The organism is Sphingobacterium psychroaquaticum, assembly GCF_900177625.1.
GTDB lineage: Bacteria > Bacteroidota > Bacteroidia > Sphingobacteriales > Sphingobacteriaceae > Sphingobacterium > Sphingobacterium psychroaquaticum.
The window spans coordinates 1-16,010 of sequence record NZ_FXAU01000002.1 but is presented as its reverse complement, the minus strand read 5'-3'; the positions used below and the strand labels follow the sequence as shown (position 1 = coordinate 16,010).

The window sequence follows — 16,010 nt, the reverse complement described above, 5'->3', positions numbered from 1 at the left end:
CGGTTAAGGATAGGTAGAAGCGATAACAAAAAAATAGCATTTTAGACACGAGCTACAAGCTCGCGCTAGCATGAGACATCAGTCGGTTAAGAATAGATAGAAGCGAGAACAAAAACTTTTCAAGACGGCCTAGCGTTCCGACTGCGTCGGCGAATGCCGGACAAAGTGTCAAAAATCATCCTTGTTTGAACGAAGTGAGTTCTGGATGATTTAGCTTTGAATGGCATGAGGTAGCATAAGGAATGCAGCCTTGATTTTTTGGTTACTTTTTTATCAAGAAAAAAGTAAAGATCTACGCAGTAACGAATTTCTTATGCCTCTATGCCGGCAGGGCATCTCCCTGTTCGTACGTGATTGTTGCTATATCCCTTTATTCAAAGACAATCGTTTTATTTCCCTGTAGCATGACGCGATCTTCGGTCAGAAGGTGAATAGCGTGGCTCAACACTGCTTTTTCAATCTCTTTGCCGGCGGTAACCAGTTGTGGAACATCTTGGCTGTGGTTGATAGATTTGGTACGTTGCACAATGATAGGTCCCTCATCGAGGTCGTTGGTAACAAAATGTGCCGTGGCACCAATTATTTTAACGCCTCGGGTATGTGCTTGGCGATAGGGGTTTGCGCCAATGAAGGCGGGTAAGAAGGAGTGATGGATGTTAATCAGTTTACCTTCAAACTGAGCGACAAATGTTGGTGATAAAATCCGCATGAACTTAGCCAAGACAATATAATCCGGACTATATGCTGAAACCTGAGCTGCTAGTTCGGCTTCAAATTGCTCTTTTGTTTTTCCTTCGTGCGAGATATAGTGGTAAGGTATAGCAAATTTCTCCGTGAAGTCCTGCAACGTATCGTAATTGCCGATAACCGCTTCTACCGTTGCATTCAAGGTCTGGAAATAATAGCGAACCAAGATGTCCGCTAAGCAATGGTGCTCCTTGGTGACCAGCACAACCAGCTTTTTCTGTTGCGCCGGATTAATGGTTACCGCAGCGCCGGTAGGGAGCGCTTGTTGCAGCTCTTGTGTTAATTCGTCCATCTCTTGGGGAACACCCGAGCAAACCACACGCAGGAAGAACTTCTGATTCACCTCATCCACAAACTCACGCATGGTGACAATATTTAACTGATGTTTAGCAATTACATGTGCAATATTGGAAACTAAGCCCACTGCATCCGCACATTGGATGAGGATTAAGGTTTGGTTGTTCATGGTTTGGTTTAGTGATAGGACACGAGCCGAAGGTTCGCGCCAGCAGTCTGGCAATCATCTTCGTTCGATAAATCTTTAGACTGCCCCGCCACTACGTTTCTCGCAGTGGCGGGGCATGGTCTATATATAGCTCCTTTATTAAGAAGCCGCTTGTGCTGCTTCCAGCTCGTCTTCTAAATCTACTTCTACGCGTAAATTTCCAACGATATGCTTTTGGCGTTCAGGCGTATTCTTGCCCATATAATATTCCAACAATTGTGAAAGCTTGTTTTCCTTCGAAAGGATAACCGGATCCAGACGCATGTCTTTACCGATAAATAACCCAAATTCAGAAGGAGAGATCTCTCCCAGTCCTTTAAATCGGGTAATCTCCGGCTTTCCACCTAGCTTAGCAATAGCTCTTTTCCGTTCTTCGTCCGAATAACAATAGATTGTTTCCTTTTTATTGCGCACGCGGAACAAAGGTGTCTGCAAAATGGAAACATGCCCTGCTTTGACCAAGTCCGGGAAAAACTGAAGGAAAAAGGTCAACAGTAGTAAGCGAATATGCATACCATCCACATCGGCATCCGTCGCAATTACGATATTATTGTAGCGTAAACCATCTAGCCCATCCTCAATGTTTAAGGCATGCTGCAAGAGGTTGAACTCTTCATTTTCGTATACGATTTTCTTTGACATCCCGTAGGAGTTCAACGGTTTTCCTTTTAAGCTAAAAACAGCTTGTGTGTACACATCTCTAGACTTGGTGATCGATCCACTGGCCGAATCCCCCTCCGTAATAAAGAGTGTCGTTTCTAAGTTCCGCTCGTGCTTGTCGCCAAAGTGCGTTTTACAATCACGCAGTTTTCTGTTGTGTACCGATGCTTTCTTTGCACGCTCATTTGCTAGTTTCTTAATACCTGCGATATCTTTACGCTCCCTTTCCGATTGGAGGATACGTTTTAATAAAGCATCGGCAGTATCCGGATTCTTATGCAAGAAATCATCTAGCGCTTTCTTTAGAAAGTCGTTGATAAATGTCCGAACAGTAGGTCCGTCCGGTCCGATGCTTTGTGAGCCTAGTTTTGTTTTCGTTTGCGATTCGAATACCGGTTCTTGTACTTTTATAGCAATAGCACCGATGATCGAGGCGCGCACATCGGAAGCATCAAATTCTTTCTTATAAAACTCGCGGATGGTCTTTACCACAGCTTCGCGGAAGGCGGCTTGGTGTGTACCTCCTTGCGTCGTATGCTGTCCATTGACAAAGGAGTAATATTCCTCACCATATTGCTGTCCGTGGGTCAATGCAATTTCGATATCTTCTCCGCGGAGGTGAATAATCGGATAGCGCATAGACTCCGTGTCGATATTGCGTTCCAATAAGTCGCGTAACCCGTTTTCGGAAACAAATTTCTGACCATTGAAATTTATGGTCAATCCGGAATTAAGGAATACATAGTTCCAGATCATGTTCTCCACAAATTCCATCCGGAACTTGTAGTTTCGGAAGATCGAATCATCCGGATAGAAACTTGTCGCCGTACCGTTACGCTGCGTTGTTTCCTTTTGTTCATCGCTTTGGAGCTCTCCTTGGCTGAACTGCGCAATACGCGTCACACCTTGTCGGTAGGATTGCACCACAAATTGACTCGAGAGCGCATTGACAGCCTTTGTACCCACACCATTCAAGCCTACGGATTTCTGGAACGCTTTACTGTCGTATTTACCACCTGTATTAATTTTGGATACAACATCCACAACAGACCCGATAGGAATACCACGTCCGTAATCGCGAACAGAGACTTTATTATCGTGTACCGTGATGTCAATAGCTTTGCCGGCACCCATCACAAACTCATCGATAGAGTTGTCCACCACCTCTTTTAGCAAAACGTAAATCCCATCATCGTATGCTGAACCATCGCCAAGCTTACCGATATACATCCCCGGGCGTAAGCGAATGTGCTCTTTCCAGTCTAATGAACGTATGCTATCCTCGTTATATGTCGTCATAAGGTGTCCTCTACTTTTTTATCGTCGCTAACAAAATTATAAAAAAACCGCATGATTCAATAATCATGAAGTATGCTTAAAGATTTAGAGAGGTTGATATTTATCGACCAAAATCGTCTTGAACACGAACGATATCGCTTTCGTCTGAAGGATTCTGCTCGTCGGTATGTTGCCAAATTTCAGCGACAACACCATAGGAATCTAAGCCAATTAGACGGTGGCGTTCTCCTTGTGCTAAGCGGATGAACTCACCTTCTTTCAATCTTTTTAATTCGTTTTCTTCATCGGTAGAACTTGTTACAACACCAACCTCACCTTGCGTTACACGCCAAATTTCGGCTCTGCGGTGGTGGTATTGCCAAGACAAGCGTTTGCTAGGTCCTACAATTAAAATCTTAGGACTTAATTTACCCGAAATCTTTAGATTTTGAACATCCAGTCCATCAAAATATTGATCAGCAAACTTTTGTGCTTGATCTTCATTAATTACAAAAAAACCACCCCAAGGTCTCGTTTCGTCTACATTGTCGATTGTAAAGCCTTGCGCGGTTAATTGTGCTTCTATTTGTTTAAAAAGTTCGCCTTTGTCTATGTACTCTGCCATGGTTGATTGTATTTGAGGTGAAGTTAGTTGTTTTTTGTGAAAAAGGGAAAAAAGTATAGCGTTTAAAGCCGTTCATAGATGGTTTATTGGGCTATAGAGGTCTGTATAAGCGCGGAAAAAGTAATATCTTTAGGCATGAAAAATATCGGAAAAACGATAGGACTATTATTGGCGTTGACGCTTGTTGTGGAGGCAGGCGCCCAAGAGCAATTAACTAAATATGCGCCATTTCGCTATGAAGGAGAAAATGGCTTAATGGAATCTTCTGGAAGAATAACCCGTAACCCTGGCCAGATAGGAAATTACTATGTGGTTGGCGATTTCCGAAGTTATATTATTAAAGACGATTATCAAATTAAAGGTGATTATGTGATGGATGCGATCCGTGGTCGTGTGGATCAGTATGGCGATTTTGATGCGGAATCTGGGACGTTATACCTGGGTAAGGAATCGTTTTTTCATTTCCGAAAGGATGGCCATTCCTATCTCTATTCGGCGTCCAAAGGATTGACCCGGTTGGCCCATGCGTATGTCGCTATAGAACCAAATGACCAAGCTTGGTCGAATGAAGTTAGTGGAGGGAAGCATTTTGTATGGGCCTTGAAAGAGGACGGAACATATGATGTTTTGGTCGCTGAGGAAGGGTTTTCTGTGGTAGGCAACCTGCCGGCTTTCACTAGTTATGATTTGATATTTCAGGTCGGTAATGATACTCCTATGACCTTGACTGGTTTCGCGCTTGATACACAATCGGCTATTAAGCGCACGTTTGGGCAGCACTATGGTATCGACGAGTCGGATGATGTTGTTGCGGTATATGATCTCGATTTTAAAAAGGTAGGCATGGCATCTTATCGTACGGAGCAAATATCCAATTTGCTCCAAAGAGAGGTGGTGCTGCGCGGCAGTATGCTGCCTCCTCCACAGATAAGAAATCGTGTTATTCGGCCTGCCGCCAAGTCAATCCAATTGAACGATACCTTTAGTCTTATTCCCAAAGAAGGTCGGATGGTGCTTGTAAATACGAAAGAGAAGAACAAGCTGGTTTTGGGGCCTGCGCACTATGATTTCCGATACATCAGTACAACGGATAATGTAGAAGCGCTATTACAAGTGCGACATAGCGAGAGCGGAACGCTGTTTTACTTTGATTTTAATGGGTTGTTTTTTCCGAAGGGGATACCTATGATTCCCTTGGAGTATTTGCCTACGCAATAGTGAGCGTTACTTTCAATCGAGAGACAAGCAACAATTGAAATGTGGCGCGTGTTCCTTCGGGGGCGGTGGTGCATAAAGAGTGGCGTTTACCGCTTTTGGGTAGACAGTAAACATTAGATATTCTTATCTTTGTTCCATTAGTGAAAATAAAAGAAGGGTAATCCATGGCGCAACCAAAATTTGATGAACAAAACAAGGCTTTTATACAGGCAGTATCTTTTGTAAATCAAACCAACCAACATTTGTTTTTGACCGGTAAGGCGGGGACGGGAAAGACAACTTTCTTGAAATATATTCGAGAGAATTGTTATAAGAAAATGGCAATAACGGCACCAACAGGTGTAGCAGCAATGAATGCGGGCGGAACTACCCTACATGCGTTGTTTTGGTTGCCTTTCGGTACTTTTATTGAAGATTATCCACTCAATTGGAATGAACAGGATAGTCATATTTACAATAAAAGTCGCCTTTTTTCGACGATTAAGCTGACGAAACAACGGCGTGCCATCCTCCAGGAATTGGAGCTGTTGGTCATCGATGAGGTATCGATGGTCCGCGCGGATACGTTGGACGCTATTGATGTTATCTTAAAGTCAGTACGGCGGGATATGCGCCCTTTTGGTGGCGTTCAGATGCTCTTTATTGGGGATTTATATCAGTTGCCTCCCGTGGTGCGCGATCACGAATGGCAGGTCTTACGGGATCATTATACAAGCGCTTTTTTCTTCGACGCGAAGGTGCTTCGAGAGCATCCGCCCATCATGCTGGAATTGAATAAAATATACCGTCAGAATGATGGTGATTTTATTCGTTTGCTCAACAATATCCGGAATAATAATTGTACGCAGGACGATCTTGATGCGTTAAACAAACATCATAATCCAACATTCTCGCCAGAAGCGGATGAGCAGTATATTACCTTGACTTCGCACAATAAACTTGCGGATTCCATTAATCAGGAGCAATTAGCAGCGTTGGCAGGGAAAATGCATAATGTAAAGGCGGTTGTGAAAGACGATTTTCAAAGTTCGTCGTTTCCTGCGGATGAATCCTTGCCATTAAAGCTAGGAGCGCAGGTCATGTTTATAAAAAATGATTCCGGTGAAGATCGTAAGTATTTCAACGGAAAGATTGGCGAGGTGAAGGAGTTGAATTTGGACAAACATCAGGTGCTGGTTTCCTTTAAAGATGGTTCTGAAGATGTGGTCGTGCGTCGTGAAACATGGGAAAATATCCGCTACAAATACAATAAAGGGGAAGACAAGATCGAGGAGGAAGTGTTGGGGACATTTTCGCAGTTTCCGCTTCGTTTAGCTTGGGCAATTACGATTCACAAGAGCCAAGGGTTGACCTTTACAAAGGCGGTGGTCGATGCCGGGACTTCTTTTGCTGCGGGGCAGGTCTATGTGGCGCTCAGTAGGTTGACTGGGTTAGAGGGATTGGTGCTCAAATCAAAAATCCCGATGCATGCCATCCGGACCGACTTTCAGGTCGTAGATTTTATGAAGCGTACCCTTCCGGAGGAAAAAATGGTGCAAATGTTGGAAGCATGCCAGCGTAATTACCTCGGACAGATTCTACTCCAAAGTTTCCGATGGGGGAGTTTAGTGGATGATACCAGAGAATTACAACAATCCTTACGGGATCGTAATATAGATGGCAAAGCGGAGGCCGTGGAATACTTTAATGGTGTTTTGCAGACCTTGGTTGATCAAGAGAAGGTGGCTAATAAGTTCGTTACACAACTCTATGCGATGTTGAGTGATAAAGCAGCGTTGGACTATGCAAAAATTTGTGAACGTACGAAATCGGCAGTAGCTTGGTTCTTGCCAAAATTTGATGCGGACATCCTGTTGCCTACACAAGAGCATATTGAAGCGTGGAAGATTAAGAAGCGGACGAAAAAATATGTGGAGGAGTTAAAGTCCATGTTGCTGGATTTTCGCCGCAAGAAGGAGCAGTTGGCGCATTGTGTGACCATTGCTGATATATTGACTAAAGAAGGTGACCTGTCGGAAATTGTGGCGGCAGTGGGGCAGCCGGAGCGTGCCAAGGATGAGTCTGTCGCTTCGGTAGATGAAGATGTCGTGAAAGACACAAAGACGATCTCTTTAGACTTTTTTATGGATGGCTTAACCATTGAGGAAATCGCAAAAAAAAGAGATATGGTAGCGGGTACGATCTATGGGCACTTGATTCATTTTGTGGGAACAGATATCGATGCTACAGATTTGATTGAAGAAGATAAATTGAAGAAGATTGTCGATGTTATTGAGCAGAATGAAGGTAAATCGTCTTCGGAATTGAAGATGCTGTTGGGGGATGGGTTTGATTACCCGGATATTAAGATTGGTCAACGTGTGGTAGAGATGGCTGCTGAAAAGACCTCTTCATAAATAAAATCGGATGACTATCTTTGATGCCAACTGATGATTTTATATGGAAGAAAAAAAGCAAAAGCCGAATATTAACAAGTGGTTAGTATTTACCAGTATGCCTTTCCAGATGGGGGTGACTATCTATGTTTTCTTTCTGTTGGGCGATTGGTTGGATGGGCGATATGGTGTAGAAGGGGGCTGGTGGACCAAAGGCATTACGATGCTTGGCGTCGTTGTGTCGCTATATCAGTTTATAAGACAAGTGAATTATATAAATAAGAATGAATAAAAATTTAGTTTTTGTGCTGCTTTTGATTGTTGTAGCAGCAGTTGGTTATGGTTTGCAAACGTTGGTCATCAATGCGGTGGGCACAGAAGGTTTGTGGGCGCAGAGCGGTTACTCCCTGATGGGTATGTATACCTTCGGTGCTGTCGCTTCTTTGGTTGTTACAATCGGGCTTTTAGCGGTTGATTTTGCAATGCCAAAAAGTATTAGCGTAGCCTTCTTGGCGGGGGTAATGCTGAAGGCGGTGGCATCCTATATATACATTCAGGCGGGTTTAAATAAGTTCGAAAATCAATTCATAGAACTGAATTTTCTAGCTGTCTTTTTTCTGTTTTTGTTTTTCGATGTTTTTGTGGCCTACAAGATTGTAAATCAACAACAAAAGACTGTTGAAAACTAAAGTTATAAAAAGTTTAAACAAATGTTAATTAATGCCAAATAAAATTGTAATTTTGCGCAAATTTTAATACAATCTACATTCAACATGGTGAGTCTTAAAAGAGCACTTTTAGTATTTACAGTAATATTTTTTGCTGTCAACCCTTTTACCTTAAAGGCCGCTGAGGAAGCGCACAGTGATGCGCCTAAAACTCAAGCTGAAGAAATCAAGGAATATAGTGACCATCACTTACAGGATGATTACTATTTTTCATTGTTTACGGACAAGAAAGCAGGTAAACATTATGGTTTTCCGTTGCCAGTTATTTTAATTGACGGTGGTTTGAAAGTGTTTTCTTCGGGCGAGTTCCACCATGGTGAGCATGTCGTAGAAAAAGATGGTCAGTTCTATAAATTATACCACGGTAAGATTTACAAAACTGACGCGGCAGGTACGATCACTTACGACGAAAAACAACACCCTACAAACGCGAAGCCATTAGATTTCTCCATTACAAAGAACGTTGTCGGCTTAATGTTAACAGCATTTTTAATGTTCTGGGGCTTCTTGAGTTTAGCGAAGACATACAAAAAAGGTGCGAATGCACTTCCAAAGGGTATGGGTCGCGTATTAGAGCCATTGGTGCTTTATGTACGTGATGAGATGGCCGTTCCAAATATCGGTCACCGCTACAAAGAGTTTATGCCGTACTTATTGTCGGTTTTCTTCTTGATTTTTATTTTGAACTTATTAGGTATGACACCACTAGGTTTCAACGTAACGGGTAACATCTCGGTCACGTTGTGTTTAGCGTTGTTTACTTTCTTTATTACGAATTTTAAAGCAAATAAGGATTATTGGAAACACATTTTCTGGATGCCAGGGGTACCTGTTCCATTCAAATTTGTCTTAGCGCCAATCGAGGTGTTGGGTATGTTTACCAAGCCTTTCTCACTGATGTTGCGTTTGTTCGCTAACATTACAGCAGGTCACTCTGTGGTAATGGGACTTATCGCTATCGTGTATTTGTTTCAACAGCAATTAACGATCCCAGGTAGTATCGGGGTATCTATGTTATTAACATTGGTATTGTTCTTCTTGGAATTATTAGTTGCATTTTTACAAGCGTTTATCTTCACGATGTTGTCATCCCTATTTATCGGTATGGCGGTTGAGGAGCACGCGCATCACTAAGAAATTATTGTTTAATTATATAAAATAAATATCATGTACAATTTAATTGGAGCAGGTTTAATCGTAATCGGTGCAGGTTTAGGTTTAGGTAAAATCGGTGGTTCAGCAATGGAAGCTATCGCACGCCAACCAGAAGCAGCATCTAAAATTCAAACTGCGATGATCATCATTGGTGCCCTAGTTGAAGGTTTAGCATTCGGTGCTTTAATCTTAGGTAAATAATCCAAGCTGATTAAAAATGGTATAGACACAACTCGCAACGGTTGGTTGCGAGTTGTGTCTTAACAAAAGACAAGAATTTAAAACAATATTTTATAATCGATATATAAATGGAAGCATTAATTAATCAGTTCTCCTACGGGTTGTTCTTTTGGCAACTAATCATTTTATTGATTGTCATCTTTATCCTAGGGAAATATGCTTGGAAACCTATTGTAAATGCATTAGAGGAACGTGAGAAAGGAATCTACGATGCTTTACAATCTGCTGAAAAAGCAAAATTAGAGATGGCTCGTTTGACAAATGAGAACGAACAACTCTTGAAAGAAGCACGTGCAGAGCGTGATGAAATATTGAAAGAAGCAAAAGAGCTGAAAGATAAAATTGTTGCGGAAGCTAAAACGGAAGCGCAAGAGTCTGGCAAAAGAATAATCGAGCAAGCAAAATTAGAAATCGAGGAGCAGAAAAACAGAGCGTTAGCTGATGTTAAAAACCAAGTTTCTTCTTTATCTTTGGATATTGCACGCAAAGTATTAACAAAAGAATTTGAAGACCAAGGAAAGCAACAAACGTTTGTTAACGATTTGTTGAAAGACGTGAAGTTAAACTAATTGGTAGGTCAAATTTAAATTTAGAATATGTCAATTTTTACAGTAGCATCAAGATACGCAAAGTCGCTTATTGAATTGTCTAAGGAACAAGGAAACTTGGATATCGTGAAGACAGATATCGACGGTGTTATCGCTGTACTAAAATCCAATACAGAATTACAAGCGGTTCTTAAGAACCCAATTCTGAGTGGTGATAAAAAGCTCAATGTACTGAACGCTTTGTTCGGAGGAAAGGTAAATCCATTGATTTTATCTTTTTTTGGAATCTTAGCTAAAAAAGGTCGTGCAGCTATCATCCTGGATATTGCACTTGAGTTTGTTCGTGAATACAATGAGGTTAAAGGCATTGTTAAAGCGACCGTTACTTCCGCAAGTTCATTATCGGATGCAAATCTAAGCGCGTTGCAAACACAGATTGCAGAACAGATCAAAGCACAGGTTATTCTTAAAAATGTGGTTGATCCTTCCTTAATTGGAGGTTTTGTTGTTCGTGTTGGCGATAGACAGATTGACGCAAGTATTGCTGGTAAGTTGAATAAACTGGAAAAGCATTTTGCAAACCAAGGTGTATAATCTTGGATATTAGAAAATAGAATAGAATCAAAAACCCCTTATAATAACAACAATGATAGAGGTAAGACCAGATGAAGTTTCGGCAATTCTTAGAGAGCAATTGTCAGGCTTTAAATCAGAAGCCGAACTAGAGGAGGTGGGTACCGTACTTACTGTAGGTGACGGTATTGCTCGTATTTACGGCTTAACTAAAGTTCAGTCCGGTGAGTTGGTTGAATTTGATAACGGATTAGAAGGTATTGTGTTGAACTTGGAAGAAGATAACGTAGGTGTCGTTCTTTTAGGTGCTTCCGATGAAATCAAAGAAGGCGATGTAGCAAAACGTACAAACCGTATTGCATCTATTAAAGTAGGTGAAGGTATGGTTGGTCGTGTTGTGAATACATTAGGACAGCCTATCGATGGTAAAGGACCTATTACAGGTGAAACGTATGAGATGCCGATTGAGCGTAAAGCGCCAGGGGTAATCTACCGTCAGCCCGTTACAGAGCCTTTGCAAACAGGTATCAAAGCAATCGATGCGATGATTCCAGTAGGTCGTGGACAACGTGAGTTGGTTATCGGTGACCGTCAGACAGGTAAAACTGCTGTTTGTATCGATACGATCTTAAACCAAAAAGAATTTTATGATGCAGGTGTACCTGTATTCTGTATTTATGTTGCAGTAGGTCAGAAAAACTCTACTGTAGCGAACATCGTACGTGTATTGGAAGAAAAAGGTGCAATGGCTTATACCGTTGTTGTTGCTGCTTCGGCTGCTGACCCTGCTCCAATGCAATTCTACGCGCCAATGGCGGGTGCTGCTATCGGAGAGTTCTTCCGTGATACAGGTCGCCCAGCATTGATCGTTTATGATGATTTATCTAAACAAGCGGTAGCTTACCGTGAGGTATCTTTGTTATTGCGTCGCCCACCGGGCCGTGAGGCTTACCCTGGTGACGTATTCTACCTTCACTCCCGTTTGTTAGAGAGAGCGGCGAAAATCAACTCTTCGGACGATATCGCTCGTAACATGAATGATCTTCCTGCTTCTATCAAGCATTTGGTAAAAGGTGGTGGTTCATTGACAGCTCTTCCTATCATTGAGACACAAGCAGGTGACGTTTCGGCATATATCCCGACCAACGTAATCTCCATCACGGATGGTCAGATTTTCTTGGAATCTAACTTGTTCAACGCCGGTATCCGCCCAGCGATCAACGTAGGTATCTCGGTATCACGTGTAGGTGGTAACGCGCAGATCAAATCGATGAAGAAAGTATCTGGTACCTTGAAATTAGATCAGGCGCAGTACCGTGAGCTAGAAGCATTCGCGAAATTTGGTTCTGACTTAGATGCAGCAACGAAAGCGGTTATCGATAAAGGTGTACGTAACGTAGAGATCTTGAAACAAGGTCAATACTCACCGGTATCTGTTGATAAGCAAGTAGCCATCATCTATGCGGGTACGAAAGGTTTGTTCCGTTCTGTTCCAGTAAATAAAGTACGTGAGTTTGAAGCGGAATACTTAACGCAATTAGAACAACGTCATCCAGAAGTATTAGCTGCGCTTAAAGTAGGTAAATACAGCGATGAGTTGACTGATGTATTGGATAAAGTAGCTAAGGAATTAGCAGCAAAATATTAATTTGATATTTAAGTAGTATGTACGGGTGTTTAGCCTATACATACTACTGAATACGAAATACCCGCTATGGCAAATTTAAAAGAAGTAAGAAACCGTATTACCTCGGTAAGCTCAACGCAACAGATCACCAAAGCCATGAAAATGGTTTCTGCAGCAAAGTTGAAGCGTGCTACGAATGCTATCGTGCAATTGCGCCCTTATGCGAATAAGCTAAGAGATATTTTGGCTCAGGTTTCTGCCTCTGTAGAAGGAAGTGATTCTCCGTTTACACAAGATCGCGTTCCTACGAAAGTTTTAATTATTGTATTGACTTCCAATAGAGGTCTGGCAGGAGCTTTTAACGCAAATGCAATTAAGACCGCCAATAATTTGATCTTTAACAAGTACGCGGAGCAACACGCACGTGGAAATCTAAGCATTATCGCTATCGGTAAGCGTGGTCATGATTTCTTCGAAAAGCGTGGTTTTGATGTGATTGGAAATAACAACGATCTATTTAGCGATTTAACCTTTTTGAATGTTTCTAAAGTTACGGAGTATGTAATGGATGAATTCAAAGCGGGTAATATCGATCGTGTAGAGATTGTATACAATCAATTCAAAAACGCTGCAATGCAGATTTTAACCGCGGAACAATTGTTACCTCTTCTTCCGGAAGAGAAAACTGATGCTGCTGCGGCAAAAGAATCTGATTACATCATCGAACCTTCGAAAGAAAAGATTATTGAGGAGCTTATACCCAAAGCGATTAAAACGCAATTGTATAAAGCTGTTTTAGATTCTAACGCTTCTGAGCATGGTGCACGTATGACAGCAATGGATAAAGCGACAGAAAATGCCGGTGATTTGATTAAATCATTGAAATTGTCGTACAACCAAGCGCGTCAAGCTGCAATTACAACTGAGTTAACTGAGATCGTTTCGGGTGCTGCGGCATTATCGAACGGCTAAGTTTAAAATATTTATTGGAAAAGGGAGCACTTGAGCTCCCTTTTTTTGTTGCCCTGAGACTAAGTCAGTCTGCGTCTAGCTGTCGCAGCTAAGCTGGTCGAAAGATGGTCCATGTATCCGAGTCTAAACAAGAGAACACTTCACATCTACGATAAGGATTCCTCAAGGTGATAAGGTTTATATCACAGTTGGCTGATGCATTCCCTGTGCAGCGGTCGAGAATTGAAAATTATTCTTTTAAGTAAAGGAAAGTTATAAACGGAAAGACGCCCCATTTTTATTGGTCTTTTAGTTTATAATATAATGCATATCATACGAAATGAAAATGATCTTTTTGCGTTTTTCTTATGTCTCGTTTCTATGACCTAATGTCTCGTTTCTACGCTCGATTCTCATATTCGAAACTGTTAAATGAGACTATGATTACCTGAGGATAATAAGGAACTTAACTTTAAAGATAAGATGTGGTTTTTTGTTGTTGATTATCAATATATTATTCTTTGTCCCTCCTTGTCCCTTCTTTGTCCCCTCTTTATTTATATATATATATACGTTTTTTTTATTTTCGACGCAAGTTTTAATCAAAACGAAAACCATTGTTAACGCACTAATGACAGCCATTCCATGTAATGGCTACGATACGATACATCGTAGCCTAGTAAAGACTCGTTATGGTTCCTAAAAGATAAACTATACTAACTCTATATTATTAACAGATGAAACATAATCATTTAATAATTTTACTTTTTCTCATGATTGGCTTTAGTCACGCTAGAGCCCAAAACGCATTAACATTTGTAGAAGTTGTTAAAAATGGGGCCAACGGACTGAGTGGTGTTAGTGATATTGCAGTGAGCGCGGACGGTAAGTTTGTTTATTCTGCAGCTTATAGCAATAGTGCTGTTGTATGCTTTAATAGAGATGTATATACAGGAAAGCTAACCTATAGCAGTATCATAAGAAATGGTATCGGTGGTATTACAGGGATAGTTAGCGCATTCAGTATTGCAGCCAGTTCTGATAATAAAAGTATTTACGTAGCCTCGCCTAGTGGCAATATTACTGCATTTTCAAGGGATGTAACGAGCGGTGCATTAAGCTTTGTTAACACTGTAAGAGCAGGGATAGGTAACGCCATGACAATTGGAGGCTTTGTTTCTGTTTACGTTAGCCCTGACGGGAAATGGGTTTACGGAATTGGGGGACAGACTTCTCTAGGAATTGCTGTGTTTTCGAGAAATCCTGACACGGGAGCAATCACGTTTATCCAGCAACAGGTTCATGCTGCAAATGGAAACGAATTAAATCAGGATTATTCTCCAACAAGTAGTCCCATAAAGAATATAGCCACTTCCAAAGACGGCCAATTTTTATATGTAACGGCCACAATAAGTAATACGGTTAGCGTATACTCCATCCATCAAACCACAGGATTTCTAACCCTGGTAAAGGTTTATAAAGACGGTGCTAGCGGTGTTGATGGTATTATGGGAGCTTCCTCACTGTTGTTATCTCCCGATGGGAAATTCCTGTATGTAAGCGGGCAAAAGGAAAACGCGATAGCTATTTTCAGCGTAGACCAAAATACGGGTATGCTTACTTATGTAAACAAAGTTGCCAATAATGTAGGGGGTATAACCAGCTTGAATGGCGTAAGGAGCTTAGCTGTAAGTCCCGATGGGAAATACGTTTACGCCAGTGCTATAACTTCTAATGCCGTCACTGCATTTAGGCGAGATGCTTCCAGTGGCCTGTTAACATTAAGCACTGTTTTAAAAGATGGGGAGGGCGGAGTTGATGGTTTAGCTTCGGCATCCGGTATGATGATGGATCCCTTAAGTAGGCATTTATATGTTGCGGGACAAGGTGATGCGGGTATAGCGGTTTTATTATCGTCCGTACCGGCTGTTGTATTGAGCACGAATGAGGTAACTACGGCTAATAATGTCTCTGTTGTGCTTGATGCTGGATTGGAAATTAACGATTCAGATAGTGAGTATTTAATTTCTGCCACAGTGAAAGTAAGTGCGGGTATGAGTGGTGATATTTTGTCCGTAACTCCACAACATGGAATAATTGGTGTTTATGATGCAAATGCGAAAACGTTAAGCCTCACCGGAAGGGCAACTCTATCGCAGTATAGAGATGTGTTAAGGAGTATAAGCTACACGCCTAGTGTAGATCCAAATGTAACTCCTGGTACGATTTCGTACCGAACAATTGCTATTAACGTTTTGGATGAAGACAATAACCTAAGTGCAGATGCTATTGTTTCGGTAAAGATAAACTCAGAGAATCCAGTTCCAGTTATTACGTTCCCAGTTATTGCAAACAAATTTTATGGTGATCCTGCTTTTAATTTAGTAGCCCAAAGCTCAAATACTTCACAAGCGATAACCTATACGAGTAGCAATGTTGAAGTGGCTGAAATTGTTTCCGGTCAAGTAAAAATTAAAAGTGCAGGAACTGTGACGATTACCGCTACACAAAGTGCCAGTTCGGGGTTTGGTGCAGCGTTGCCCGTAGAACGGACATTTATAGTTAACCCAAAAGTGCTAACGATCACGGCGGATGCGAAATCTAAAGTATATGGCGCGGCATTGCCAGTCTTGACATACAGCTATGAGGGCTTGGTCAATGGCGATACCAAACCGGCGACCTTACCAACGATTGCCACGACAGCCAGCACTTCTTCTGCTGTAGGCAACTATCCGATCACCTTAACGGGAGGTTCGGATGCAAACTATACCATTGAACTT

14 protein-coding genes are annotated in these 16,010 nt (G+C 41.6%); 11 read left to right on the top strand and 3 right to left on the bottom strand.

Annotation, left to right across the window (positions count from 1 at the left end; genetic code table 11):
* Positions 1 to 370: 370 nt before the first annotated feature.
* The 3 genes from purU to B9Y69_RS05445 all read right to left on the bottom strand — a co-directional run bounded on the left by purU (position 371) and on the right by B9Y69_RS05445 (position 3,815).
* Positions 371 to 1,213, bottom strand: coding sequence for a formyltetrahydrofolate deformylase (gene purU, locus B9Y69_RS05455; RefSeq protein ID WP_085472026.1), 843 nt, complete (start codon positions 1,211 to 1,213; stop codon positions 371 to 373).
* Between the two features lie 138 nt (positions 1,214 to 1,351).
* Complete coding sequence (locus tag B9Y69_RS05450; RefSeq protein ID WP_085472025.1) at positions 1,352 to 3,211, bottom strand: DNA topoisomerase IV subunit B; 1,860 nt, start codon at positions 3,209 to 3,211, stop codon at positions 1,352 to 1,354.
* A 100-nt stretch (positions 3,212 to 3,311) separates the two neighbouring features.
* Positions 3,312 to 3,815, bottom strand: coding sequence for a cupin domain-containing protein (locus tag B9Y69_RS05445; protein WP_085472024.1), 504 nt, complete (start codon positions 3,813 to 3,815; stop codon positions 3,312 to 3,314).
* Positions 3,816 to 3,950: 135 nt separating this feature from the next.
* Here B9Y69_RS05445 and B9Y69_RS05440 point away from each other — a divergent pair, with 135 nt between their 5' ends.
* From B9Y69_RS05440 to B9Y69_RS05385, 11 genes are all read left to right on the top strand, one after another.
* Positions 3,951 to 5,033 carry a hypothetical protein gene (locus B9Y69_RS05440; RefSeq protein ID WP_085472023.1) on the top strand — a complete coding sequence of 361 codons (1,083 nt, stop codon included), beginning with the start codon at positions 3,951 to 3,953 and terminating at the stop codon, positions 5,031 to 5,033.
* A 164-nt stretch (positions 5,034 to 5,197) separates the two neighbouring features.
* On the top strand, positions 5,198 to 7,429 hold the full coding sequence (locus B9Y69_RS05435; protein ID WP_085472022.1) for a helix-turn-helix domain-containing protein: 2,232 nt from the start codon (positions 5,198 to 5,200) through the stop codon (positions 7,427 to 7,429).
* 43 nt (positions 7,430 to 7,472) lie between these two features.
* Positions 7,473 to 7,700, top strand: a complete 228-nt coding sequence (locus B9Y69_RS05430) for an AtpZ/AtpI family protein (RefSeq protein WP_085472021.1) — start codon at positions 7,473 to 7,475, stop codon at positions 7,698 to 7,700.
* Positions 7,693 to 8,097: a hypothetical protein gene (locus B9Y69_RS05425; protein WP_085472020.1), complete on the top strand. Its 405-nt coding sequence runs from the start codon at positions 7,693 to 7,695 to the stop codon at positions 8,095 to 8,097. Before B9Y69_RS05430 ends, B9Y69_RS05425 begins: the two co-directional genes overlap by 8 nt.
* 84 nt (positions 8,098 to 8,181) lie before the next feature.
* Positions 8,182 to 9,270: a F0F1 ATP synthase subunit A gene (gene atpB, locus B9Y69_RS05420; protein WP_085472019.1), complete on the top strand. Its 1,089-nt coding sequence runs from the start codon at positions 8,182 to 8,184 to the stop codon at positions 9,268 to 9,270.
* 33 nt (positions 9,271 to 9,303) lie between these two features.
* A complete protein-coding gene (gene atpE, locus B9Y69_RS05415) occupies positions 9,304 to 9,492 on the top strand; it encodes an ATP synthase F0 subunit C (RefSeq protein ID WP_028070619.1) in 189 nt (62 codons plus the stop codon).
* A 107-nt stretch (positions 9,493 to 9,599) separates the two neighbouring features.
* Positions 9,600 to 10,100, top strand: a complete 501-nt coding sequence (locus B9Y69_RS05410) for a F0F1 ATP synthase subunit B (protein ID WP_085472018.1) — start codon at positions 9,600 to 9,602, stop codon at positions 10,098 to 10,100.
* Positions 10,101 to 10,127: 27 nt separating this feature from the next.
* Positions 10,128 to 10,673: an ATP synthase F1 subunit delta gene (atpH, locus tag B9Y69_RS05405; protein ID WP_085472017.1), complete on the top strand. Its 546-nt coding sequence runs from the start codon at positions 10,128 to 10,130 to the stop codon at positions 10,671 to 10,673.
* Positions 10,674 to 10,725: 52 nt separating this feature from the next.
* A complete protein-coding gene (atpA, locus tag B9Y69_RS05400; protein ID WP_085472016.1) occupies positions 10,726 to 12,300 on the top strand; it encodes a F0F1 ATP synthase subunit alpha in 1,575 nt (524 codons plus the stop codon).
* 66 nt (positions 12,301 to 12,366) lie between these two features.
* Positions 12,367 to 13,251, top strand: coding sequence for an ATP synthase F1 subunit gamma (gene atpG / locus B9Y69_RS05395; protein WP_085472015.1), 885 nt, complete (start codon positions 12,367 to 12,369; stop codon positions 13,249 to 13,251).
* A 716-nt stretch (positions 13,252 to 13,967) separates the two neighbouring features.
* On the top strand, positions 13,968 to 16,010 hold a 2,043-nt coding region (locus B9Y69_RS05385), incomplete at its 3' end, for a beta-propeller fold lactonase family protein (protein WP_144036513.1).

Bases quoted from the DNA above. Each gene is read 5' to 3' on its own strand.
- atpG (WP_085472015.1), top strand. From the start codon at position 12,367: ATGGCAAATTTAAAAGAAGTAAGAAACCGTATTACCTCGGTAAGCTCA.
- atpH (WP_085472017.1), top strand. From the start codon at position 10,128: ATGTCAATTTTTACAGTAGCATCAAGATACGCAAAGTCGCTTATTGAA.
- atpA (WP_085472016.1), top strand. From the start codon at position 10,726: ATGATAGAGGTAAGACCAGATGAAGTTTCGGCAATTCTTAGAGAGCAA.
- B9Y69_RS05410 (WP_085472018.1), top strand. From the start codon at position 9,600: ATGGAAGCATTAATTAATCAGTTCTCCTACGGGTTGTTCTTTTGGCAA.
- B9Y69_RS05435 (WP_085472022.1), top strand. From the start codon at position 5,198: ATGGCGCAACCAAAATTTGATGAACAAAACAAGGCTTTTATACAGGCA.
- B9Y69_RS05425 (WP_085472020.1), top strand. From the start codon at position 7,693: ATGAATAAAAATTTAGTTTTTGTGCTGCTTTTGATTGTTGTAGCAGCA.
- purU (WP_085472026.1), bottom strand. From the start codon at position 1,213: ATGAACAACCAAACCTTAATCCTCATCCAATGTGCGGATGCAGTGGGC.
- B9Y69_RS05450 (WP_085472025.1), bottom strand. From the start codon at position 3,211: ATGACGACATATAACGAGGATAGCATACGTTCATTAGACTGGAAAGAG.
- B9Y69_RS05430 (WP_085472021.1), top strand. From the start codon at position 7,473: ATGGAAGAAAAAAAGCAAAAGCCGAATATTAACAAGTGGTTAGTATTT.
- atpB (WP_085472019.1), top strand. From the start codon at position 8,182: ATGGTGAGTCTTAAAAGAGCACTTTTAGTATTTACAGTAATATTTTTT.
- B9Y69_RS05440 (WP_085472023.1), top strand. From the start codon at position 3,951: ATGAAAAATATCGGAAAAACGATAGGACTATTATTGGCGTTGACGCTT.
- B9Y69_RS05445 (WP_085472024.1), bottom strand. From the start codon at position 3,815: ATGGCAGAGTACATAGACAAAGGCGAACTTTTTAAACAAATAGAAGCA.
- atpE (WP_028070619.1), top strand. From the start codon at position 9,304: ATGTACAATTTAATTGGAGCAGGTTTAATCGTAATCGGTGCAGGTTTA.